We start from the raw sequence: 23242 nt of genomic DNA, 5'->3' as shown, positions 1-23242 counted from the left end.
AACGTTTACTCAACAATAGGCGGAAACAGCTTATTACGCAGCGTTTTCACCGCAATCTTCAGATGGGTTTTGAGCGAATTAACGCTGATACCCATATTATCTGCTACTTCATGATATTTTTTCTGCTGCATGTATACCAGGGTAAATGCCCGCTGGCGTTGGGTAGGTAACTCTTCCAGCAGCTCGTGCAACTGCCGGTGCAGCTGTTCCTGTGCCCTCCACCGGTCTTCCGGATCTGGTTCTCTCGACTCGAAAACACAGTCCTGGTCTACCAACTCCGCATATCGCTCTATTCTTTTAAGAGCCCGCTGCTTCACTTTGTGGTAGTCGTTTACCTGGTTGCGCACAGATATCAGCAGGTAACTCTTTAAACTGCCATTAATATTATGGTACAATGCCCGCTCCCAGATACTGCTCAGTACAGATTGTACCAGGTCGTCTGCGTCGGTGGCATCACCCGTGCCCAGGTAAGCCTTCGTCCACATTAACCGGTAGTATTTCTTAAAAATAAATTCAAACGCATCACCGGTATTCCCAGTCTTCAATAACGCAAGTATAGCTTCATCTCCCGGATATTCAGGCATAAAAATACTTTTTTTGGCTGCTTAATTATATAACGTGGCTAATCTGTTGGGATACAGTGGTTAAATATAAGGAGTTTGTTTTATAAAATGTTAATTTGACAATTATTATTTTTTTTGCCCCATTTTTCTTCACCCGGTTTCAAATTGTGTCGTCTTATCATAGTGCCGCACAAATTCAGGCATGTAGTCATTACCACGTTACAATTTACTGTCAACCAAACCAGGAAAATGAAAAGAAGTATCCCGTTACTGAAAACTACCAGGCGATGTCTTGCCGGCAGGAGTTACTTTATGCTCACTTTTTTGCTCTTTCTTTCTGTCCTGACACAGGGTCAGCAACCAGTTCCTCCCGTTCCCACTGTGACCATCAAGGGGAGTAACATGACCCTGGAAAGTATTTTCCAGGCCATTGAAAAGCAAACAGATTTCACCTTTTTTTATAGTGATGAGCTGTTGAAACGCGAAGTGGTGGCGGGCCCGATCGATTATACCCGGGCCAGGGTGACCACCGTACTGAGCGACATCCTGAAAGAAAAAAACTTATCGTATGAGCTGAAAAAGAAAGTGATCTTAATTAAGCGGGTGGAAAAAACGGTCCCTGAAAGCAAGGCGGCCGACGTAAAACTGCGTGGAGCACCCACCGAACACCTGGTATCCGGGGTGGTACTGTCGGATGATAAGTCACCGCTGCCTATGGCTACCGTGATGCTGAAAGGCACCACCACCGGGACTAAAACAGACCAGGACGGTCACTTTACCTTAAAGCTGTCGAACGACAACAGCGTATTGGTCGTGCAATATGTGGGTTACATTTCCAGGGAAATCCCCGTAAAAAACGGGATCAATACCTACGAAATATCTTTGTCGGCCAAAGACAACACCATCAAGGACGTAGTAGTGGTAGCCTATGGTACCCAGAAAAAAATCAGCATGGTCAGCTCCATCACGTCGATTGAGCCGAAAGAGCTCAAGGGGCCTACCGGCAACCTCACCACTATGATGGCCGGTAGAATCCCCGGCGTGATCTCCTACCAGCGCAGTGGAGAGCCGGGCGCCGATAATGCCCAGTTCTTTGTCAGGGGCGTAGGTACCTTCGGAGCCGGAAAAGTAGATCCGCTGATCCTGATCGATAACATCGAATCTTCCTCCCGGGACCTCGCCCGCCTGCAACCCGATGATATTGCCGGTTTTTCGGTATTGAAAGATGCTACCGCTTCCTCCCTCTATGGCGCCAGGGGCGCCAACGGCGTGATACTGGTGACTACCAAAACAGGGAACCTGGGAAAAATGCGGTTCAACTTCCGCGCAGAAAGCTCCAACTCTGCCAACACCCAGAACTTCAAACTGGCCGATAACATCACCTATATGAAATTGGCCAACGAAGCCGTATTGACCCGCAATCCGCTGGGCGTACTTCCCTATTCCCAAAATAAAATTGACCACACCGCCGCTGGCGATGATCCGCTCCAGTATCCTAACAACAACTGGATACAACAGCTCATTAAAGACAACACCAACAACCAACGATATAACATCAATGCCAGCGGAGGCTCCGAACGGGCCAAATACTACCTGGCCATGACCTATAATATTGATAATGGTATACTGAAAGAAAATCCGCTCAATAATTTCAGCAATAACATTAAACTACGCTCCTATTCTATCCTGTCTAACGTTACCTTAAACCTTACCAAATCTACCGAAGCGCTGGTAAGCCTTAAAGGTCAGTTCGACGATTATAATGGTCCCATTGGCGGCGGCGCACGCACCTTTTACAATGCCATCTGGAGTAACCCGGTGGCGTTTCCGGCGGTATACCCCGCGGAACTCATGCCCTATGCCAAACATCCGTTGTTTGGTAACGCCCTCATTCCGGGGGGTGGTGGACTGTATGTAAATCCTTATGCCCAGTCCATTTCCGGCTTCCAGGCCTCCAACAACAGTACCCTCACGGCGCAACTGAGCCTGAGGCAAAACCTGGAATCCCTCACCCCTGGCCTTTCTGCCAGGATGATGGCCTATACCACACGCTATGCCGACTTTGCAGTATCCCGTCAATACAGTCCTTACTATTATCAAACCAATGCGATAGATGGTAAATTCACCGGCTTAAGCCTGATCAATGATGGCGCTGTAGGTAGTGTGGGCCCTACCCCCACCGAATACCTCACCTATTCGCCCGGCGATAAAAATGTAAATACCACTACTTATGTAGAAGCGGCGGTGAACTATTCCAGGATATTCAATGAAAAACATGCCGTGGGCGGTATGCTGATCGGTACTCTCCGCAATTTCCTTACCGGCAACGCATCTTCCCTGCAGCTATCGCTGCCTGCCAGGAACCAGGGCGTATCCGGAAGGTTTACCTATGGCTATGACAATCGTTACCTGTTCGAATTCAACTTTGGCTATAATGGATCAGAAAGATTTGCCGCCAATCACCGGTTTGGCTTCTTCCCATCTATAGGGGGTGGATGGATCGTATCGAATGAAAAATTCTTTCAACCACTGGCTAAAACTATTGACCAGCTGAAGTTCCGCTTTACTTATGGCCTGGTGGGTAACGACCAGATTGGTAATGCCAACGACCGCTTCTTCTATCTGTCGAATGTAAAACTGGATGCCGCCAACGCCGGATATTTCGGTACCAACTTTAATTATAGCCGGCCTACCGTGGGTATCAGCCGGTATGAAAACAGGAATATTACCTGGGAGATGTCTAAACAAACCAACATCGGTATGGACTTAACCATCTTCAAAAACCTCACCATAACGGTAGATGCCTATGAACAACAACGTAGCAATATCCTGATGGTAAGAAGTACGGTGCCAACCTCCATGGGATTGAGGGCCGACATTTCTTCCAATGCGGGCAAGGCTTCCAGCAAAGGAGTAGACCTGATACTCGACTATCGTAAAACATTCAACAACTCCCTGTGGATACAGGGTCGCGGTACCTTCACCTATGCCAAAAGCAAGCTGCTGGTGAATGAAGAACCGCAGTACGCCGACAATAACCGCAACTTGTCGAAAGTGGGCAACTCACTGGGACAGATATACGGATTGATTGCAGAGAAACTGTTTATAGACCAGGCGGAAGTGAACAACTCTCCTATGCAATATGGAAATATTATGGCGGGAGATATTAAATACCGGGACATTAACGGAGACGGGAAAATTACCAATGCCGATTACGTACCTATCGGTCACCCCTATACGCCGGAAATCATTTATGGTTTCGGCTTCTCCATCGGGTATAAAAACTTCGACATCAGCACCTTCTTCCAGGGCTCTGCGCGGTCTTCTTTCATTATCAATTCCGCCAATACAACGCCGTTTTACCTGAATGGCGGTAACCAGAACGGCTTGCTGCAGGCCATTGCCGACAGTCACTGGTCAGAAGATAACCGCAACTCCTATGCGTTCTGGCCCCGGTTGAACACCATCATCTCGGAAAATAATAGCCAAACCTCCACCTGGTGGCTGAGAGATGGTTCTTTCCTCCGTATGAAATCGGCCGAAATCGGTTATAACCTCACCGGCAACCTGCTGAAAAAATTACGCCTCACCAGTGGCCGTATCTATGCGAACGGGCTGAATCTCTTTAAGCTCAGCGCCTTCAACTTATGGGACCCCGAAATGGGCGACTCCGGCCTGGGATATCCTGTTCAGAAGGTATATAACCTGGGAGTAATGGTAGGTTTCTAACATTCAAAACAAAGACTGACGCACATGAACACGCATATCAACTTACATAGCACCGGCAAATATCTCCTCCTTTGCTCGCTGGGCGCCCTGCTATCGGTAACGTCCTGCAAAAAAGCATTCCTGGATGTGGTACCCGACAACATCGCTACCATCGACAATGCCTTTACTTCTAAAGCAGAAGCAGAAAAATATCTGTTTACCTGCTATTCCTATATGCCCGTAAACTACGATCCCACCTATAACGTAGGCCTTTCCGCCAGCGATGAGGTGTTTGTACTGGATCCGACGAATAATATCCGTTCTACCAACGTATTGCGGTTGGATTATGGAGATCAGAATACTTCAGATCCTATCGCCAACTACATGACCGGCAACAGGGACGGCGTGGCCTGCTACCAGGCCATCAGGGATTGTAATATCTTCCTGGAAAATGTAGGCAACCCGGGCAAGGTGGCAGACCTCGACATAGATACCCGCACCCGCTGGATCGCAGAGGCTAAATTTCTCAAAGCCTATTATCATTTCCTGATGTTCCGCGCTTACGGGCCTATTCCCATCATCGATAAAAACCTGCCTATCAGCACGCCGATCAACGATATGTATATCAAGCGCCAGCCGGTAGATTCTGTAGTGAGCTATATCAGCCACCTGCTTGATAATGCGGCCACCGACCTGCCGGTAAGCATCGCTAATATTTCATCGGAGCTGGGACGTATTACCAAACCTGTTGCGTTGAGCCTGAAAGCCAAATTACTGGTAACCGCCGCCAGCCCGCTGTTTAACGGCAACTCCGATTTTGGATCACTCAAAAGCAAAGATGGCATACCGCTGTTCAACACCGCCTTCAGCGCCGCCAAATGGCAGCTGGCTGCCGATGCCTGTAAAGCCGCTATCGACCTGAGTGAGGCACAGGGCATTAAGCTTTACGTATTCCCCCAACAAAACGTACCGCTCAGCCCCACTACGATGACGCAAATGAGTATACGCAATTCCATGAGCGAGCCATGGAACAGTGAACTGGTATGGGGTTCTACCAGCGGCGTTAGCTGGGGCTGCACTTTCCTGCAACGTTGCGGCATCGGCCAGTTCGACTTTGCTAACGCGGTAGCCTCCAAAACCGGTGGCCATCCATTGCTGGGGCCCACCATCAAAATGGCTAAACTGTTTTATACCAGCAACGGCGTACCGATTGATGAAGATAAAACCCTCGACTTCTCCAACATCGCGGCATTGCGCGTAGCCTCCCATGCAGAAAGATTCAATATCCGCGAAGGAGAAACGACCGCCCGCCTGAACTTCGACCGGGAGCCGCGCTACTATGCCGACCTGGGATTTGACCGCGGCGTATGGTACATGGCCAACAGCCCCTCTAAAAGCGATGAAAATACCTTCTGGCTGATGGCCCGTGGTAGTGAATTGAGTCAATCTTCTCCCGTACCCATTGCCGGATTCTATATGAAAAAAGTAGTGAACTGGCATATGGACTGGAACACCGTTACCTATCCGCCCTACCCTTTTCCGGAAATACGGCTGGCGGATCTCTACCTGCTTTATGCCGAAGCACTCAACGAAGTACAGGGCCCCGGCGGAGAAGTATATGATTACATCAACAGGATCAGGACCCGGGCCGGATTGCAAAGCGTGCAAACATCCTGGACCACCTATAGCCGCAATCCTACCAAATACACCACCAAAGAAGGTATGCGCGCCATCATTCAGCGGGAAAGAGCCATTGAACTTTGCTTTGAAGGGCACCGTTACTGGGACCTGCTCCGCTGGAAAACAGCCGCACAGGAGCTAAGCGGCAACATCACCGGGTGGGTGGTGAGTGGCAGAACCGCAGACTTGTATTACCGGGAAGTATCCTTTCTATCCAGGCACTTTGTGGCGCCCCGCGATTATCTCTGGCCTATCAAAGAAAGCGACCTGTTAGCTAATCCTAACCTGGTACAAAATCCCAACTGGTAATGATGGATGGAGGATGTATTTAACACTAAAAAATTAAGTCGTGAAAACAAGAAAATTAGTCGCCCTGCAATATATCACCTGCTCCTTGTTCCTGCTATTGGCCTGTAACCGGGAGGAGCTGAATAAACCTGTTACCACCAACACACATGCACCAGGCTTGGTAACCGGTATCAGCGTGAACAATCAAAATGGGAAATCGGTGATCACCTATTCGCTGCCATCAGATGTAGACCTTTCGTATATCAAAGCCGTGTATGAGACGTCCCCGGGACATCCGGCAGAAGCCAAAGCTTCCCACTACGTAAATTCCATCACGGTAGAGGGTTTCGGGGATACGCTGGCACATACCATTAAACTCTACTCCGTTAATGCCAGCGAAGTAGTGTCCGAACCGGTTGCCGTTACGGTGAATCCTTTAACGCCTGCGATCAATCTCGCTTTCAGATCGCTGTCGGTACAGGCTACCTTTGGTGGTTTCAATCTCGTCTGTAATAATCCTACCCTGGAAAACCTGGCCATCATTCCGCTGGTAGACAGTGCCGGCAATGGCAAATGGGTGCAGACCGCAGGTATGGACAATGTATACAGCAACGATCCGGTTATTAAAAACGCTGTACGGCAACAGCCAGCTGTCACCAGGCAATACGCCTTTGTGGTACGGGACCGGTGGATGAATTTCTCCGATACAATGCGTGTTTCGCTTACGCCTTTGTTTGAGCAGATGCTGCCTAAATCTGAATGGAGTAACTACGTGCTGCCCCAGGACGCAGGCATCCTCAACAATGGCGGGCGTACCGACGTGCCTTACATCTACGATGGCGACTTCCACCCCGGATGGCCACGCTGCCTCTTTACACTGGAACAAGCCGGCAGCCCGCAAACCGTTACGCTGGATCTGGGCAAAGCGCATATCCTGAGCCGCATGCAGGTAAATCCTTATAAGGAAGTGGGCAACAACTACTATGTGCGCGGCAACGTAAAAGATTTTGAGATCTGGGCATCCAACAGCCCTAACCTGAATGGTAACCTGGATGGCAGCTGGACCAAGCTCACCACCTGCCATGTGGTAAAGCCTTCCGGGTCGCCCTATGCCACAGAAACCGCGGCAGATCAGAAACTGGCGTACGATGGCTGGCAGTTCGACTTTCCGGCGGGGCAAACCGCTTATCGCTATCTGCGCATCAGGAGCTTATCGAACTGGCAGGGATCTTACTTCATCAACATCGCTGAGTTTACCCTGTGGGGCAATTAGTCATACAAACCTTACGTACATGAAACAACATACCTACATATGGATATTACTGGTACTGGTTGTCAGTGCCTGCACCAAAATGGATGCCTACCGGGATAAATACATGGCAGGCGGTGCGATTACCTATCCCGGCAAAATGGACTCTGTACAGGCTTTTTCCGGGAAGAGCCGGGTCCTGATTACCGGGTTATTTACTTCCGATCCTAAAATCACCAAATACCGCGTGTTCTGGAACAGCCGCCAGGACTCTACCGAAATTGCGGTAAAAAGAACGCCCGGTGTAGACACCGCCCGGGTTATTATTCCCGGCTTACCAGAAGGGCTCATGAATTTTGAAATACGGACTTACGATACGCTGGGGAATGTATCTATCCCCGTAAATACAGCTGCCAGCGTATATGGCGACCTGTATGCTTCTGCGCTGATCAACCGGGGTATTACCAATACCGCCATACAAAACGACGGTTCCGCACTCATTAGCTGGGTAGATGTAAATGCCGACGCGGGCATCGTAAATGTGCAGATCAGGTATACCGATAATGCCGGGGTGCCGCATGATACGATTATACCTTCCGTGCAAACAAACTTCTCTACAGTATTACCCAACTTTAAACCGGGTAACGGCATCAGCTACCGTACCGCCTATTTGCCCAATCCTACTGCGATTGATACCTTTTACACCGCCTTTAGCAGCCATGCAGTAAGGGCCGATGTAACCAGTTTATACCTGGGCAATTACGGACCATTTGTGCGCGCTAATTTCGACGGGGGCAGATGGGGCACCCTGGCGGCGCCCTGGATCACTACGCCTAATGTGATCAATCACTCCGGGTACGGCGGATATGCGTCTGATGCCGGCGGCGTGCTGGTAATGGAATCCGGCTGGAGTGGTACTGCCAATATTATCAACGGGAAAATATACCAGACCGTCACCTTGCCTGCAGGCAATTATATTTTCGTTGTCAATACCTATACAGAGGCGCTCGACCCGGTATACGTGGTAGCGGCTACCGGCAGTACCTTACCTGATATCGCCAATCTGGCGAGTGCAGCCGGGGTAGCGGCTTTTCCTACCTCCCGGAATGTAACCGCCACGATTGAATGTCCGTTCAGCATCAGTCAAACCTCCCAGGTATCGATGGGGTTCCTGGCCACGATGACCTCCGGCAATCAATACTGGCGGGTGCCTTCCGTGAAGCTGATTAAAAACTAGTCCAGCCCTATAGTTAACAAAGCAAAGCTGTCTCGAAAATAATTTTGAGACAGCTTTGTTCATCATATGCAGTGTACAAAAGCGGACAGTTTTCTGTATCGAAAACGGACAAATACCTTTACCCCATCTGGCTATCCCCCCGCCCATGCCGCCTATTTTTATCTGGCACCATCTTGGCGCCCCCCTTCGGCAATAATTACCCGCTATGATCAGGAATTTTTTCAAGGTGGCTTACCGCAGCCTGCTCCGCAACAAGGGCTTCTCCTTCATCAATATAACAGGACTAGCTATCGGTATGGCTGCCGCGATACTCATCCTGCTCTGGATACAGCACGAGCTGAGCTACGACCAGTTTCACACCAAAAAAGACCGGATATATGAAGTGTGGAACCGGGTGCCCCTCGATGGTAAAGTGCGATGCTGGAACAGTACTTCTACCCTGCTGGGGCCTATCCTGGAAAAAGACCTGCCCGAAGTAGAACGGGTAGCCAGGGCCAGTTATAATGGCGACTATCTGTTTTCTATCGGCGACCGGAAAATGATGAAGACAGGCAGCATAGTGGATTCGGGCTTCCTGCAAATATTCAGCTTTCCGATGGTGGAAGGAAATCCTGCTACCGCCCTTACTGATCCACATTCGGTTGTGTTGACGGAAACAACCGCTAAAAGCCTGTTTGGTAATGAACCCGCCATGGGCAAAGTGGTAAAAATCGGTAATAAGGACAACTTCACGGTAACGGGTATCCTGAAAGACTTACCCGGTAATTCAAGATTCGATTTCGAATGCCTGCTCCCCTGGGAATATTTAAAGACAAATAGTGACCGGCAGGATTTCGGCTGGGGTGATAACAGCACCCCTACCTATGTGCTGCTCAAACCCCATACAAACTTCGCCGCCGTAGCCAATAAAATAAAAGACCTGAAGCAACATTACCACGACGAGTCCAAAACGCTCCATTGGGAGCTCTTTATGTACCCACTGGATCGCTGGCGTCTGTATTCCAGTTTCACCAATGGCCAGGAAGACAGTGGCGGCCGCAGCACCTTTGTAAAACTCTTCAGCATTATTGCAGGATTTATCCTGTTGATTGCCTGTATCAATTTCATGAACCTGAGTACCGCCCGCAGTGAAAAACGCGCCCGTGAGGTGGGTATCCGGAAAGTAGTAGGCGCCCAGAAAATGTCGCTCATTGGGCAGTTTATCGGTGAATCTGTATTTCTCGCATTCCTTGCAGGGATAGTGGCATTGTTCATTGTGCAGTTAAGTCTGCCAGCCTATAATCAATTTACGGCAAAGAAATTATTCATAGATACCGGTAACGCCTATACGTTGGTGGCCTTCTTCGGCTTTATCCTGTTCACCGGCTTACTGGCAGGGAGTTACCCCGCTTTCTTCCTCTCCTCTTTTCAGCCGGTAAAGGTGTTAAAGGGCACTTTTAAAAGAACGCATGCGCTGGTAACGCCCCGGAAAATACTGGTGGTACTGCAATTTTCTTTTGCCATCGTGCTGATTATCTGCACCATTGTAGTAAAGCAACAAATTGACTATGCCCGTGAGCGGGAAACCGGTTATAACCGTGATCGCCTGGTCTATCATTCCCTGAATGGTGACATCACAAAAAATTATGCGTCCATCAGGGAAGAGCTGCTGAGTGCCGGCATTGCCACCTCCGTCACTAAAACCAGCTCTCCGCTCACTGACAGATGGAGCGATGGCTGGGGCCAGAACTGGGAGGGTAAAGATCCCAATGATCGTACCGACTTCGACCGGTTTATGGCCGATGATGGCCTTGGCGCCACCGCCGGGCTGCAATTTGTACAGGGCCGCGACTTCGACCTCAAAAAGTTTCCGACCGACTCCACAGGATTAATCATCAATGAGTCGTCGCTGAAAGTAATGAAGTTTAAAGACCCTATCGGCAAGATAGTATCTGACCTGGGTACCAACTATCATATTGTAGGCGTGATCAGGGATTTCATTCTTACCAGTCCCTATGAACCTACACGGCCCATATTAATCTGTGGCGCAAAAAGCAGTTTCTTAACGTTTAATGTGATGCAGATAAAGCTGAATGGCCAGCATAGCACTACTGCCAACCTCGAAAAAGCAGCCGGTATTTTCAAAAAATATAACCCGGATTTTGTTTTTGAGCCGAAGTTTGTGGATGCTGAATATGCCCGGAAATTTGAGAGTGAACAGCAACAAGGTACGCTCGCTGGTTTGTTTGCGGGCCTGACCGTATTTATTTCCTGCCTGGGTTTATTTGGCCTAACCACCTATATGGCGGAAACCAGGGTGAAAGAAATCGGGGTGCGGAAAATCATGGGGGCTTCGGTAGCCAATATCACTACCTTGTTGTCCAAAGACTTCGTAAAGCTGGTCATTATTTCTTTCTTTATAGCAGCGCCTTTGGCCTGGTGGGGAATGCACAAATGGCTGGAGAGTTATGCCTACCGCGTAGACATTGCCTGGTGGGTATTTGCGGTAGCAGGCATCTTATCTGTGTTCATTACTTTACTCACGGTCAGCTACCAGTCGATCAGGGCGGCCATCGCTAATCCCGTAAAAAGCCTGAGAACAGAGTAAACTAAATACCTGGTACAAGTGGCAGACATCCGGTCAGCCACTTTAGGAAAATAGATTTACGCGAAACGGAAAAAGCGAAGTCGTATTATAGCAATTGTTGCGCTGCGGCCATCCGGATAAGTGCAGCGGTGTTGCCGGCTTCAAATTTCTGCATCAGGTTACGCCGGTGTGTTTCCACCGTAAACTGGCTCACACACAGCTCTTCCGCAATGCTGGCGGAGGTTCTGCCGGCAGCGATCATGCCCAGCACCTGTTTCTCCCGCTTGGTAAGATGCGGCGCCGCTTTGGGTTCATTTTGCAGGGGGCGGGTCATGATCGTCATCACTTCTGCGCTGAATGCTACTTTTCCATCCAGCACATCATGAACGCAACGTACCAGTTCTTCGGAGGAGGCATTCTTCAGCAGGTATCCGCTGGCGCCCTGTTGCAGCATTTGCAGTATAATACTGCGTTCACTGTGGTTACTGATAATGAGTACTTTTGTTTCCGGAGATATTTTTTTGATCTGTTTACACACCTCTACGCCATTGATATCCGGGAGTGTAATATCCAGCAGCACGATATCTATAAAACCGGCGCCGGGCAAAAAAGATAAAAAGGCCTGGCCGGTAGTAAAGGTAGCTGCCACCTCCAGGGCTTTATCGGCCTGTAATAAAGCCGACAGTCCTTCTATTACAATAGGATGATCATCTACAATAACGATGTTATTCATTGACATTAAGTTCTATGTTGATAGTGGTTCCCTCACCTGCCACTGAATCGATTTCAATTTTTCCCTTGAGGAAGTCGATACGGTTGCGGATATTGTCCAGTCCCATTCCCTTCTTCGCGGTAGCGGGATTAAAGCCTTTGCCGTTATCTTCGATTGAGAGATAAAAGATATGCTGGTTCTGGCTGCATTGCAACATGATCTTGTCGGCCTGCGCATGTTTGATGGCATTGGCCAGCAGTTCCTGTGCAATGCGATAAATCAGGATCTGTGTTTTCTCCGGCAGGTCAGGTTGTACGCCCAGCGATTGGAAATCGATCGATAGACCCGACGCCATATTCAGCTCACACATATCTTTCAACGCGGTTTCCAGGCCAAAGTTCAATAGCGATTCCGGCATCATATTACGCGCTATCCTTCTTAGTTCGCTCACCGAATTATCGAGTTGCCCGATGATCTGGAACAGCTTTTCATCCTGGAGCGCACTGGCGGTGCCGGAAAGGTTCATTTTTACTCCAGCCAGCATACCTCCCAGCCCATCGTGCAGATCGCGGGCCAGTCGCCTGCGCTCGCCCTCTTCTCCTTCCAGCATGGCTTTGGTGACGTCCAGCTCTTTCTGCTGTACGATCTCCTGCATTTTCCGGGCTGCCAGCTTTTTCTGGCTCCGGTAATAAGACAGCGCCCATATCCCGAGCACCAGCAACAACAGGAATGCGGACGCCACTAACCCGGTAATCAGCCAGGCATTTTTGGTAGATAAGGCAGCCTTTTCATTCTTTGCTTTCAGCGTAATGATTTCCTGCTGGTTTTCTGCATTCCTGAATTTGATTTCCAGGGCATTGATATCCCGTTGTGTCCGGGTCTTATACAGGCTATCACTCAAACGGCTATACGTTTCCAGGTAATGATAGGCCTGGGGAAAATTCCCCAACCCCACGTACGCGGAAGTCAGCTTCTTCAACACCTTCACCCGGTTATAATCGAGGCTTGTCAGGCTTTCATCTTCTACCAACCGTAACAGGAGATCCCGGGCAGCAGTATAATTTTTCATCTCCAGCAGGGTTTCTGCTTTCATCATTTCCAGTTCGTCCACCCTGCTTGCTGCGTTTATCCCGCTGGAAGCCGCAATACCCTTATCAAAGCTGGCCAGTGCAGCTGCATATGCTTTCATCTTGTGATGGTAAAGGCCCTCCACCATGTAATAGCCGGTATATAAACCCGTTTCGGGATACGGCGCCAGCAATACTTTCATGGTATCCAGTATATCCCTGGCCGCTGCATACTTTCCCAGGTTGATATAATTTTCTCCCGCCCGGTAAAGCGCCACCAGCAACCTGCTGGGCTCTTTGGCTGCAGGTTTCAGAATAGCGATGGCATCATTGAAGTATGCTTCCGCCTTTTCATATTGTTCGGTATTGGTAAATGCCAGGGCTACGTTAGTATATTCAGAACCCAACAGGGAGCTGTCGCCCGACAAGACCGCCAGGGGAATCGCTTTATTCAGTATCAGGTCAATAAAAGTAGCATCATCATCTTTTCCCTGTTGCTGTACAGCATAATTCTGCCAGGCATTGGAACGAAGCAGGTAAGCATTTTTAGAGGTATCATTGCGCAGCAGGGAATCTACTTTCATATAGCAGGCTTCACTCCGGGGCACATCTTCATTAAAATACAGGTATCCTTCATGCGCAAAAGTCTGCGCCCACATCAAGGGATAATTTTTGGCCAGGCGCCGTGCTTCCATCAGGTATTGAGCGGCCCTGGCCTTATCGGTGTTCATCCAGCAAAATACCAATAAGGTATTGAGTTTGGCCTTTACGCTATCGTTGGTGGCTTTCTGTAGCAACAATGCTACACTGTCGGCATACCCTTTCTGATGTAAAGGCAGTTGGGCTACAGATGCTACAGACAGGTATATAAAAAAACAAAAAACTAGTAGAAACCGGGTCATGTAAACAAAGTAATTAACAATTACTGATATAAACGAAATAAATCAAAATATACTGGAAAACCAGTAGAAAAGAAATACAGGTTATCAGGATTGACTGGTAGTGCGCCCTGGCGCTACCTTTACATCCGCAGAAAAACCGAACTGCAAGGATGCATAAACATTAAAATCTCAATTATGAAACTATCACAGAAACTACTGCTATTATCTACATTGTTATTGGCCCTGGTTTTTACCGCCTGTAAAGGAAAGAAAGACGATCCAGCTCCATCAGGACACAAAGTTAAATTCAAAGCGATAGCCACCGCCGGCTCCAAAATTACCAATACACAATTCGGTGCATCCGGCGGCGAAGTTACCAGCGCTTCCAACCTGAATGTTACCACCTGGGAAAGTCCGGAAGTAACCTATCCCGGCAACGTAGTAAGCGTGTACATGGGTGTGGGCGGCGACGGCAAAGACGCTAATGCGGTACTGAAAGCGCAGATCTATGTAGACGGTGTGCTGAAAAAAGAAAGTGTAACTACCGGTACTGTATTTATTGCTAACGTTATTTATACCTTTTAACCCTCATCACCCATCGGCTCCCCTGGCCATGACCGGGGAGCCAGGTTGGGGTTGTGCCGTATCTTCTCTCCCGAAAAAATTATACTTTCTTTACATCCCGCATATGCTCACTTGCCCATTCGGCCAGCCGGTATAAATGCGGTAACAGGCTTTTTCCACGGGCCGTTAACGTATACTCCACCCGCGGTGGAATTTCAGGATACAGCTGCCGGGATATCAACCCATCTTCCTGCAAACGTTTCAAGGTAGCCGTGAGCATCTTCTGCGAAACATCGCCGATCCTTTCCTGCAACTCATGATAACGCAGGGGACTTTCCCCCTGGTCCAGTGTGATCATCACTAATACCGTCCATTTATCGCCAATACGGTCAAATACATCCCTTACCGGGCAAAAGTCGACGCTACTGTCATTTTTAAAAAAAACTTTCATGTTAATGGCTTGATTTTCATCATTACATACCTCCGGGTGCGTAAGATACCTATACGTGCCTTATTTGTTGATATACAACTAGTTAATAGCTTCGCACCGACACAAGCCCGCACGGGCCACAATAATCATCAAATATAAAACCATCAACGCACATCACGAAACTAACGTACCGCATTTCCACTATTCTCTTTTTATTACTAATGTTCGTCACCGCCATCACCGATATTATGCGGATGGACGCTGTACTGAAAACCGTACTGCACCTGGGATACCCGGCCTATCTCCCGGTAATGATTGGCAGCGGGAAATTAGCAGGCATCCTGTTATTGTCCCTGCCCCGTTATACCCGTTGGAAAGAATGGGGGTATGCCGGTTTTACAGTATTATTTCTCAGCGCTGCTATCTCTCATGGGGTATCAGGAGATGGTGTGGGGAAAGTGTTGTTTCCATTGGCGATGGAAGCATTATTGCTGGTATCCTATATCAGTATGCGGCGAGAGATAAACAAATGAAATGATATATAATTCATCGATATTTAGCATAGAATCAAACATTAGTTTATTTTATGTGTTATTATAGTAAAATGAAAAAGTAACGCCATATATGCTATCGATGAAAAGTAAGCTGCCCTTCCTGCTCCTGCCATTTATCAGCTGTTGTTACTATGCTAAAGCCCAGACTGCGCCCGGCTTTAAGGAGTTGCTCGACAGCGCTATGGTTCGGGATGCGGATCTCAAAACCCAACTTACCAAAAATAAATTGACCGGTCTTGATCAGCATAAACTGAAAGATGCGTACCTGCCTACGCTGGAGCTGAGTGGCATGGCAGGATATCTTAATGCCACCGCACATGTGATTTCCCCGGAACTAAACCTGCAACCTTTTCTCAATATTCCCGAAGGGAAGTACAACAATAATATCAATGTGTCCGGCTTTTCCGGCCTGGCAAAGGCCGACGCCAAAATGTTGCTCTATGCCGGCGGAAAGGTAAAAGCACTTGGTAAAGCTTTGGAAGAAAAGAAGCTGTCGGAAAATATTTTAGTGGAGAAAACAACCGACGACGTGGTAGTCGTTATTTCCCGGGCTTACGACCAGCTGGCACTGGTACACCAGTCGGGCAAAGTACTGGATGAAGGCAGGAAGCGGCTGGCTGCCAACCGCAAAACGGCCGATAAAGCCCTGGGCTATGGATTGATCACGCCTTATGATCATAAAAAAATAGAGCTGGCGCAAGCCACCTTAGATGCCAAGGTAGCAGAATATGAAGGAAAGAAGGTGCTCTTGCTCACGCAATTGGAAGTACTGACCGGCATCAGCCAGGATAGGCTACGCCTCATAGAACCCGCACTGGCAGCGGTAGTACCGGCTACGCCGCAAAAAACAATTCACGAACGCGCCGAAATCCGTGCCCTCGATCACGGCATCAACGCCTCCGGTTATAAAATCAAAGCCGAGCGAACCTGGTGGATCCCGAAAGTACAGGCTATGGCCTCTACCTTTTACCTGGGCCTGTATGGCAGCAGGGTTAAGTCTTCCGACAATATTATCCCGCCCATTCCCGCCATTGGTTACCCCGGCCACAAGCTCGACTGGCGCCCCACCAACCTCAACATTTTCCCGATAGTAATGGCCGGCGTGGGCTTTAAATGGGAAATTTTTGATGGCCGGGAAGGTAAACACGCCATCGAAGTAGCGCGCATCGACCGGGAGCTGCTGCAAAACCAGAAATATGATGCCCTGCGCAAGCTTACCTTAAACCAGGCCAACAACCAGTCTGAATACAACATCGCCAATGCACAGATAGCGCTGAAGAAAAAACAGAAAGAAGTAGCCGCCGACGCATTGGTACAGGCAGAAAAGGAATTCCGGTATGGTATGAGTAAATCCACCCAGCTGATAGATGCGGAAAATGACCTGGAGATGGCGGAGCTGGAATACCAGAATGCCATTTTCAATCAACGCCGCGCGGCTATTGAATTGATGCGCTCTACCCAGGAGCTGGACGTCAGCAAATTATACTAACTTATATTCCACCGGTCATTACTTACTAATATTAATTGCTATACAATGAGAATCTATACGGGCCTATTATTAATCAGTTTGCTGCCACTCTCCGCCTGTGGCCCCAAAAAGCGCGGTGCTGATGATTTTGAAGGGAAAGCCAAAAAAGAGGTGATCTCTTTTGCCCCGAAGGTGACTGGCAGAATACTGAAAATTTATGCGTCGGAAGGACAAACCGTGAAAAAAGGCGATACCCTCGCCCTGCTGGATGTACCGGAAGTGTCAGCAAAAATTGCCCAGGCCGAAGGCGCTGTCAACGCTGCCACCGCACAGGAACAGATGGCACGCAACGGCGCCACCGCCGACCAGATGAAGCAACTCCAGGCCAAGTACAAAGGACTGAAAGAACAATATGATTTTGCGCAGAAATCGTATAACCGGGCCACCAATATGTTCAACGACAGCCTGATGTCGCCCCAGGCCTACGATGAAATATACGCGAAGATGCAAGGCGCCAAAGCCCAATTCGATGCCGTAGTAGCAGAACTCGACGATGTAAAAAAAGGCACCCGCATTGAAAAAGTGAAAATGGCTGCCGGCCAGGCTTCCCAGGCCAAAGGCGCCCTACAGGAAGCCAACGTGGCCTACTCAGAAAGATATATCATTGCCACCAACGACATGGAAATTGAAACCATCAGCCTGAACCCCGGGGAACTGGCCACCGCCGGATTCGCCCTGTTCAATGGCTATATCCCGGGCAGCACCTACTTCCGCTTTACCGTGCCAGAGAGCAAGATCAGCAGATACAAAAAAGGCCAGGACGTAACCCTGCAGGTAGTATACAACAAAGAAGAACTGGCAGGCACCATTGCCTATATCAAACAACTCACCCGCTATGCGGATATCACCACGGCCTATCCCGACTACCAGATACAGGATGCCGTATACGAGATTAAAGTATTGCCGAAAGATACGGGCAAGACGAAAGAGATCCTGGTAAATGCAAATGTTATTCTGAAATAAGCAGGCATGAAAGAATTTATCCGATTGTTGAAACGTGAGTTTAAGCTGTTCCTCGGCAACTCCACCCTGCGCTCTGTATTCTTCCTGGCGCCGGTGCTGTACGCCACCCTGCTGGGATTTGTATACAAAAGCGGGAAGGTGGAAAATACTCCCGTCATCGTTATCGACAAAGACAATACTCCCCTCTCGAACCAACTGCTCGAAATGCTGGGCGATAATAAAAGCATCAAAGTGTTTAAATATCTCCGGGAGCCTGGTAATCTCAATGACGAAGTGATCAGAAGAGGAGCTGCCGCCCTGGTGATGATTCCCTCCCGATTTGAGGCCGACATCCTCCAGAAGAAATACCCCGAAGTAAATGTATACGTTAATACCGGCAACGTATTAACCGCCAACTTTGCCTCTAAAGCATTGCAATTGACTATTGGCACTTTCTCCGCCGGCGTATCTATCAAAGGGCTGCAAAAGATGGGCATGCCCGCGCCCAGGGCCGTTACCCAATACGAACCATTTAAAACCAACTATATTACCTTATTCAATACCACCAGCAATTACCTCATATTCATGTGGCCCGCTATGCTTGCCGTGGTATTGCAACAGGTGATCCTGCTGGCCATGGCAGTGAGCTTCGCAGCAGAATTCCAGCGCGGGTCATTTGTAAATGAATACCGTCACCTACGCCGCTGGGCCTTCCCTATCATGCTGATAAAAGTAATTCCTGTATGGGTATTCTCTATTCTGATTGTATCGATCTACTACCTGATGCACATTCTTTTTTATGTACCCCTGCCTCATGGTATCATCAATTTCATGTGGCTCACCGCCTTCTTTGTTGGATCAGCCTCTTTCATGGGCGTGTTTGTCAGTATCCTGATTCCCGATGCGCTGAAAGCTACACAGGTACTGATGGTGATTGCCTCTCCTGCCTTCATTATCAGCGGCTTTACCTGGCCGCTCAATGCCATGCCCGTGTTCGTGCAGGCGCTGGCCAACATCATCCCGCTCACACCCTTCCTGCAGGCTTTTAAAATACTGCTGATACAAAAAGGATCGGTAACGCTCACCTATCCATATATTCAGCATCTCGGTATTTTATTACTGGCCTATGCTTTCCTCGGCTGGCTGGCCCTGAAAATAAAGCTGAGAGGCCTGTTTAAGGCAGTGACCAACCAGTAACGCTTGTAGGCTAAAAACCTGGTTGTTGTAAGAAACAGCTAAAATAGTATTGAAGAAAGTCAACATGGTTCTTGTTTGTTCCGGCAGGCTGACAGACATTTGACACATGTGTAACAAGTACTTTTTTCTCCTCCTGGCAGCCTGTTTGAGCATGACTACCCTGCAGGCCCAGGACCGGCAGCAGCTGGCCCGCAAGATACTCGCCGACAAACAGCTGGATACCGTTCAGGCCATGGCAGCACGGCTGCTGGCCAAGGGTTTCAACGCCGGCGATGGATACCCCCAGGTGTGGATTCGCGATATGAATACCTTTATCGAAACCTCCTGTAAGGTATATAACATAGATACCATCCGCAAAAATCTGCTGACCTTCTATGCCCTGCAACAACCCAACGGCGAAATCGTAGACGGGTACGTACTCAAAGGGCATGTGACCTGGAATGATCCTAATATTTATACGTCGGACATGGAGCCGGCACATGTGGGCTTTAAAAATACTGTAGAAACAGACCAGGAAACCTCCCTGATACAGGCCTTTGCCAAATACATCCGGCTGACCGGCGACAGCGCCATTCTCCAGGAAGTAATTGGTGGAAAAACTGTTTTACAACGAATGGCCCTGTCGGTACAATATCTCCTGGAAAACCGCTACAGCAATAAATATAAATTGCTGACCGGCGCCACTACGCAGGATTGGGGCGATGTACAGGTAGAAGGCGGCGCCGTCGTAGATGTAGATGAACACACACACTGGTCAATAGATGTATACGACAATGCCATGTTTGTGATAGCACTCAAAAACCTGGGCAGCTTCTCTAAAACGGATGCCGATAAGCAACACTGGGCAAAGCTGGAAAGATTAACGGCCACCCATATCCGCAAATACCTCTGGGATGAACAACACCAAAAGTTCATTCCGCATATATATGTTAAAGACTCCCCTTTTCCACCGGACTTTAACGAAAACAAGATTCACTTTCACGGCGGCACAGCGGTAGCGATTGAGGCAGGATTGCTTTCTAAAAAAGAAATCGCACATGTCAATCAGCAAATGCTGGAAAATGTAAAACTATCGGGAGCCCCGTCCATCGGCCTCACGCTTTATCCGCCCTATCCGGAAGGCATCTGCAAAAATTCCAATGCCTCCAAACCTTATATCTACCAGGATGGCGGCGACTGGACCTGGTTTGGCGGCCGCATGATACAGCAACTTGTTGCCAACGGTTTCGTTGGGGAAGCCTATAGCGAAGTGCAGCCCATGATTAACCGGGTGATTAAAAACGGGAAGTTCTACGAATGGTATGGTATTGATGGGAAGCCAGCCGGCAGCGCCGATTTCAAAGGAAGCGCCGGCGTGTTGTCCAAGGCGATAGACATGCTGAAGAGTTGGGCAGCAGCAAACAAATAACTTTTTTTATTAAACGCGAAGAAGTGGGTAGTCACCCACTTCTTCGCGTTTTTACAATGATTATAACGACCAAACAGCCAGTTCATAGCCGTCCGGATCCGTGAAATGAAACCGACGGCCACCGGGAAAACTGAAAATATCTTTCACGATAGTGCCTCCTGCTGCTATCACCTTCTCCTGCGTAGCTTCCAGGTTGTCTGAATAAAGAATGATTAAAACCGTTCCCCGTACCGGTTTGCCGATGGTAAAACCACCATCCACATAATCGCCTTCAAATGCAGTATACTCCGGACCGTAGTCCGTAAATTTCCAGCCAAAACTTTTGCTATAAAATTTTTTCGCTTTAGATAGGTCTTTCGACAGGAACTCAATATACTGTACCTGTTCGTGTTTCAATTTGCGCTTAGGTTGCGTATCTGCCATGGTGCGGGTGTTTTATGTAAAGATATAGCATCGGGTGTTTTTCACGTTTGTAAAAAAACGACAATGTAAAGAGAATTGACAGTTTGATGGCTGCCCTAACAGGCAGCCGGCTATTTGCTGAGTATCCCTTAAATCAGACGCTTTACCTTAAATACGCCATCAATCTGGTGTTCTCTATATACAATATGATCACCTTCAGGTTTCTGTGAACTGGCACGATCCATACGGAACTTACCAGTGATATACCCTCCTACCGGACCAACACTGTAAACAGTCAAATACCCGGGACTGGGGAGCGATGTTTGTCCTACTACATAATAACTCAGGAAAACCTGGCTGCCTGGCAACTGCATCTGGTAATAGGTTTCTACGGACCAACCACGACTGCCCTCCGGTGTGCCCAGCCAGGTAACGCTACATTCAGGATAAGAACCTTCCCAGGGTAAGCCACCCACACGGTTTACTCCATTGCTGCTGCTGCCCGTAGCAGCTCCCATCAGTTGCCAGTCGCCTCCATCAATTTTCACCGCAATACCTTCCGGCATCACATATATCCGGGCCCATATCAGTCCTAGCGCACCGTCTTTTAATTTGAGCCGTATACTCACCGTAGCGGGATTGGTGGCGGGTATGTTAGCTGGCGCTTCATAGGTGGCATGGCTGCCATCCTGTGTTAACTTGCCGGCCCCTGACAACTCCCATTTGTCGATGTATTTCAACGGCAGATCGTTTTTAGGGCTGTTGATATAAGTCTCTACTCCTTCTTTCGTTAGCGGCGCTAGTAAGTCTTCCATATTAGCATTGAAATAACTTTTCACCGACAATTTCGTGGTGCTGCCTGGATCTACCACCGCTTCTCCGGGCTCTATAAATACGGCTTCAAAGAAGCTCCAGTCGCTGAAATGCGTAGTTTTCACGCTGACAGATTTCATTTCCTTATTCAGCGTTACGCCGCCTACCGCCTTCCATTTTCCATAATCGTCCTGGTAAGCAACGCCTAATGCTTCCGGAAAGGTTCTCAACAACTCATTCTCCCGGTAATGAAAAGTAACAGTGGCCGGTTTACTGAGCGCTTGATGTGGCGTAATACGAAAGGCCTTTCCCAGCCCTGCAATATTGGTATTGGTAATGGGCTGTATCGTAAACACCGTGGCGCTGTTGACCGCGCCAGCAGGGATATCTATGGATATATGGGCATCTGCCGTGGCAATAGTACCTCCTGCAGGGCCAATAGTTTTAGTGACTGGGGTACCATCTACCACACCTGCCGGCACTTTTAGGCCACCACTGGTATCTGTAACCGGATCAGGAGTTGGCTCGGGTACTACGTCATTATTTTTCTGGCAGGCGGCCAGGAGTACAGCCAGCAAAGTGGCTTTCCAAAAATGCTTTATTTGTTGCATATAATGTCGGGGGTTATTTGTCCTGGCACAAAATTACCCTACGGCAGTGTAGTCCAACTCAGTAGTACTACGGAGAAATAAAATTACGTTGTGATCATTGGCCCTGAACAGCGCCAAATGCAAAAAAAGCGCCCCGCATTAGCGAAGCGCTTGAAAATCTGGAGCGGAAGACGGGACTCGAACCCGCTACCTACAGCTTGGGAAGCTGTCGCTCTACCAGGTGAGCTACTTCCGCAGGATGACTAAAGATAAAAAATTTAATCATTCAAATGGCTGATTTCTCTTCAAGATAAAGATTAAGGTAAAACCGTAAATAAACAACAGAGGCAAGCTAAAATTTGCAACATGGTTATGATAATAATTGTTTATCACTATGTAAAATGCCCTATTTTTGTTTACGTGAGATATTTTGCTATCATATTAAGCATGGTCCTTCTGGCGCTGAGCACTGTAACGTGCAGCGATGAACTGCCATTGTCTGTAGCAAAAAGCAGCAGTTACCAGGTGAATAATGCCGACACCCATCAGCATGCTCATAAAGATTTCTGCTCGCCCTTCTGTGCATGCAGTTGCTGCGCAGCGCCGGTCATTCTTTCCATGACCTATTTCACAACAGTTCCTGCTACGCATACTACTTTTATTTATAGCGAAACACCTGTTGGTGTTATTTCCGACCTTCCCCAAACTGTTTGGCAGCCTCCCCGGGCCTGACCAATGCCTTATTTTTCTCATGGTTGCTGATGCAGCCAACAGCCTTATCGTAAACTTCCGTATCATTTTCTGCTACCGCGAAAAGGGAATCTTATGCTTGTTGGCATAAGGAGCGCACTTTCGTTACCAGG

The 23242-nt window shown here is 48.5% G+C and carries 18 protein-coding genes and 1 tRNA gene; 12 read left to right on the top strand and 7 right to left on the bottom strand.

The annotated features are described in order from the left end of the window. Positions 1-5: 5 nt before the first annotated feature. Positions 6-584 (bottom strand): RNA polymerase sigma factor, encoded by a 579-nt coding sequence (locus HGH91_RS01440; protein ID WP_168736678.1) that lies wholly within the window; start codon positions 582-584, stop codon positions 6-8. Between the two features lie 228 nt (positions 585-812). Between HGH91_RS01440 and HGH91_RS01435 the strand changes: the two genes are divergently transcribed. The 5 genes from HGH91_RS01435 (at position 813) to HGH91_RS01415 (ending at position 11312) form a co-directional block, all read left to right on the top strand. Beyond that, positions 813-4292 carry a SusC/RagA family TonB-linked outer membrane protein gene (locus HGH91_RS01435; protein ID WP_247651630.1) on the top strand — a complete coding sequence of 1160 codons (3480 nt, stop codon included), beginning with the start codon at positions 813-815 and terminating at the stop codon, positions 4290-4292. 24 nt (positions 4293-4316) lie between these two features. After that, a complete protein-coding gene (locus HGH91_RS01430) occupies positions 4317-6260 on the top strand; it encodes a RagB/SusD family nutrient uptake outer membrane protein (protein WP_168736677.1) in 1944 nt (647 codons plus the stop codon). A gap of 40 nt (positions 6261-6300) precedes the next feature. Continuing rightward, positions 6301-7512, top strand: a complete 1212-nt coding sequence (locus HGH91_RS01425) for a DUF5000 domain-containing lipoprotein (RefSeq protein WP_168736676.1) — start codon at positions 6301-6303, stop codon at positions 7510-7512. A 19-nt stretch (positions 7513-7531) separates the two neighbouring features. Next, positions 7532-8725 carry a DUF4998 domain-containing protein gene (locus tag HGH91_RS01420; RefSeq protein WP_168736675.1) on the top strand — a complete coding sequence of 398 codons (1194 nt, stop codon included), beginning with the start codon at positions 7532-7534 and terminating at the stop codon, positions 8723-8725. Between the two features lie 205 nt (positions 8726-8930). Beyond that, positions 8931-11312, top strand: coding sequence for an ABC transporter permease (locus HGH91_RS01415; protein WP_168736674.1), 2382 nt, complete (start codon positions 8931-8933; stop codon positions 11310-11312). Positions 11313-11397: 85 nt separating this feature from the next. Here the strand turns inward: HGH91_RS01415 and HGH91_RS01410 are convergent, their stop codons facing one another. Beyond that, positions 11398-12024, bottom strand: a complete 627-nt coding sequence (locus HGH91_RS01410; RefSeq protein ID WP_247651629.1) for a response regulator transcription factor — start codon at positions 12022-12024, stop codon at positions 11398-11400. Further along, complete coding sequence (locus tag HGH91_RS01405; RefSeq protein ID WP_168736672.1) at positions 12017-13972, bottom strand: sensor histidine kinase; 1956 nt, start codon at positions 13970-13972, stop codon at positions 12017-12019. Before HGH91_RS01405 ends, HGH91_RS01410 begins: the two co-directional genes overlap by 8 nt. Positions 13973-14146: 174 nt before the next feature. On the opposite strand from HGH91_RS01405, the gene HGH91_RS01400 reads away from it, so the two are divergent. After that, positions 14147-14536: a hypothetical protein gene (locus tag HGH91_RS01400; RefSeq protein WP_168736671.1), complete on the top strand. Its 390-nt coding sequence runs from the start codon at positions 14147-14149 to the stop codon at positions 14534-14536. 79 nt (positions 14537-14615) lie between these two features. On the opposite strand, the gene HGH91_RS01395 is transcribed toward HGH91_RS01400, so the two are convergent. Continuing rightward, positions 14616-14966, bottom strand: a complete 351-nt coding sequence (locus tag HGH91_RS01395) for a winged helix-turn-helix transcriptional regulator (RefSeq protein ID WP_168736670.1) — start codon at positions 14964-14966, stop codon at positions 14616-14618. A 134-nt stretch (positions 14967-15100) separates the two neighbouring features. Between HGH91_RS01395 and HGH91_RS01390 the strand changes: the two genes are divergently transcribed. The 5 genes from HGH91_RS01390 to HGH91_RS01370 all read left to right on the top strand — a co-directional run bounded on the left by HGH91_RS01390 (position 15101) and on the right by HGH91_RS01370 (position 20574). Then, on the top strand, positions 15101-15478 hold the full coding sequence (locus tag HGH91_RS01390; protein WP_317166809.1) for a DoxX family protein: 378 nt from the start codon (positions 15101-15103) through the stop codon (positions 15476-15478). A gap of 100 nt (positions 15479-15578) precedes the next feature. Further along, complete coding sequence (locus HGH91_RS01385) at positions 15579-16988, top strand: TolC family protein (RefSeq protein WP_168737826.1); 1410 nt, start codon at positions 15579-15581, stop codon at positions 16986-16988. A 45-nt stretch (positions 16989-17033) separates the two neighbouring features. Next, a complete protein-coding gene (locus HGH91_RS01380) occupies positions 17034-17990 on the top strand; it encodes an HlyD family secretion protein (protein WP_168736668.1) in 957 nt (318 codons plus the stop codon). A 6-nt stretch (positions 17991-17996) separates the two neighbouring features. After that, the gene (locus HGH91_RS01375; RefSeq protein WP_168736667.1) at positions 17997-19166 is read left to right on the top strand and encodes an ABC transporter permease; all 1170 of its coding nucleotides are present in this window, start codon (positions 17997-17999) and stop codon (positions 19164-19166) included. Positions 19167-19272: 106 nt separating this feature from the next. After that, positions 19273-20574 (top strand): amylo-alpha-1,6-glucosidase, encoded by a 1302-nt coding sequence (locus HGH91_RS01370; protein ID WP_168736666.1) that lies wholly within the window; start codon positions 19273-19275, stop codon positions 20572-20574. Between the two features lie 60 nt (positions 20575-20634). Here HGH91_RS01370 and HGH91_RS01365 read toward each other — a convergent pair whose 3' ends face one another. The 3 genes from HGH91_RS01365 to HGH91_RS01355 all read right to left on the bottom strand — a co-directional run bounded on the left by HGH91_RS01365 (position 20635) and on the right by HGH91_RS01355 (position 22635). After that, positions 20635-20997 carry a VOC family protein gene (locus HGH91_RS01365; protein ID WP_168736665.1) on the bottom strand — a complete coding sequence of 121 codons (363 nt, stop codon included), beginning with the start codon at positions 20995-20997 and terminating at the stop codon, positions 20635-20637. Between the two features lie 128 nt (positions 20998-21125). After that, positions 21126-22400, bottom strand: coding sequence for a hypothetical protein (locus HGH91_RS01360; RefSeq protein ID WP_168736664.1), 1275 nt, complete (start codon positions 22398-22400; stop codon positions 21126-21128). A 159-nt stretch (positions 22401-22559) separates the two neighbouring features. Continuing rightward, a tRNA-Gly gene (locus tag HGH91_RS01355) sits at positions 22560-22635 on the bottom strand. 110 nt (positions 22636-22745) lie between these two features. On the opposite strand from HGH91_RS01355, the gene HGH91_RS01350 reads away from it, so the two are divergent. Next, on the top strand, positions 22746-23111 hold the full coding sequence (locus tag HGH91_RS01350) for a DUF6660 family protein (RefSeq protein ID WP_168736663.1): 366 nt from the start codon (positions 22746-22748) through the stop codon (positions 23109-23111). Positions 23112-23242 lie beyond the last annotated feature (131 nt).

Origin of the sequence: Chitinophaga eiseniae (assembly GCF_012641265.1) — a bacterium.
GTDB lineage: Bacteria > Bacteroidota > Bacteroidia > Chitinophagales > Chitinophagaceae > Chitinophaga > Chitinophaga eiseniae_A.
The sequence above is the reverse complement of the archived record's forward strand: the minus strand, read 5'-3'. Positions and strand labels throughout refer to the sequence as shown.

Bases quoted from the DNA above. Each gene is read 5' to 3' on its own strand.
- HGH91_RS01380 (WP_168736668.1), top strand. From the start codon at position 17,034: ATGAGAATCTATACGGGCCTATTATTAATCAGTTTGCTGCCACTCTCC.
- HGH91_RS01370 (WP_168736666.1), top strand. From the start codon at position 19,273: ATGTGTAACAAGTACTTTTTTCTCCTCCTGGCAGCCTGTTTGAGCATG.
- HGH91_RS01385 (WP_168737826.1), top strand. From the start codon at position 15,579: ATGAAAAGTAAGCTGCCCTTCCTGCTCCTGCCATTTATCAGCTGTTGT.
- HGH91_RS01405 (WP_168736672.1), bottom strand. From the start codon at position 13,972: ATGACCCGGTTTCTACTAGTTTTTTGTTTTTTTATATACCTGTCTGTA.
- HGH91_RS01360 (WP_168736664.1), bottom strand. From the start codon at position 22,400: ATGCAACAAATAAAGCATTTTTGGAAAGCCACTTTGCTGGCTGTACTC.
- HGH91_RS01410 (WP_247651629.1), bottom strand. From the start codon at position 12,024: ATGAATAACATCGTTATTGTAGATGATCATCCTATTGTAATAGAAGGA.
- HGH91_RS01435 (WP_247651630.1), top strand. From the start codon at position 813: ATGAAAAGAAGTATCCCGTTACTGAAAACTACCAGGCGATGTCTTGCC.
- HGH91_RS01395 (WP_168736670.1), bottom strand. From the start codon at position 14,966: ATGAAAGTTTTTTTTAAAAATGACAGTAGCGTCGACTTTTGCCCGGTA.
- HGH91_RS01400 (WP_168736671.1), top strand. From the start codon at position 14,147: ATGAAACTATCACAGAAACTACTGCTATTATCTACATTGTTATTGGCC.
- HGH91_RS01440 (WP_168736678.1), bottom strand. From the start codon at position 584: ATGCCTGAATATCCGGGAGATGAAGCTATACTTGCGTTATTGAAGACT.
- HGH91_RS01415 (WP_168736674.1), top strand. From the start codon at position 8,931: ATGATCAGGAATTTTTTCAAGGTGGCTTACCGCAGCCTGCTCCGCAAC.
- HGH91_RS01430 (WP_168736677.1), top strand. From the start codon at position 4,317: ATGAACACGCATATCAACTTACATAGCACCGGCAAATATCTCCTCCTT.
- HGH91_RS01375 (WP_168736667.1), top strand. From the start codon at position 17,997: ATGAAAGAATTTATCCGATTGTTGAAACGTGAGTTTAAGCTGTTCCTC.
- HGH91_RS01365 (WP_168736665.1), bottom strand. From the start codon at position 20,997: ATGGCAGATACGCAACCTAAGCGCAAATTGAAACACGAACAGGTACAG.
- HGH91_RS01420 (WP_168736675.1), top strand. From the start codon at position 7,532: ATGAAACAACATACCTACATATGGATATTACTGGTACTGGTTGTCAGT.
- HGH91_RS01350 (WP_168736663.1), top strand. From the start codon at position 22,746: ATGGTTATGATAATAATTGTTTATCACTATGTAAAATGCCCTATTTTT.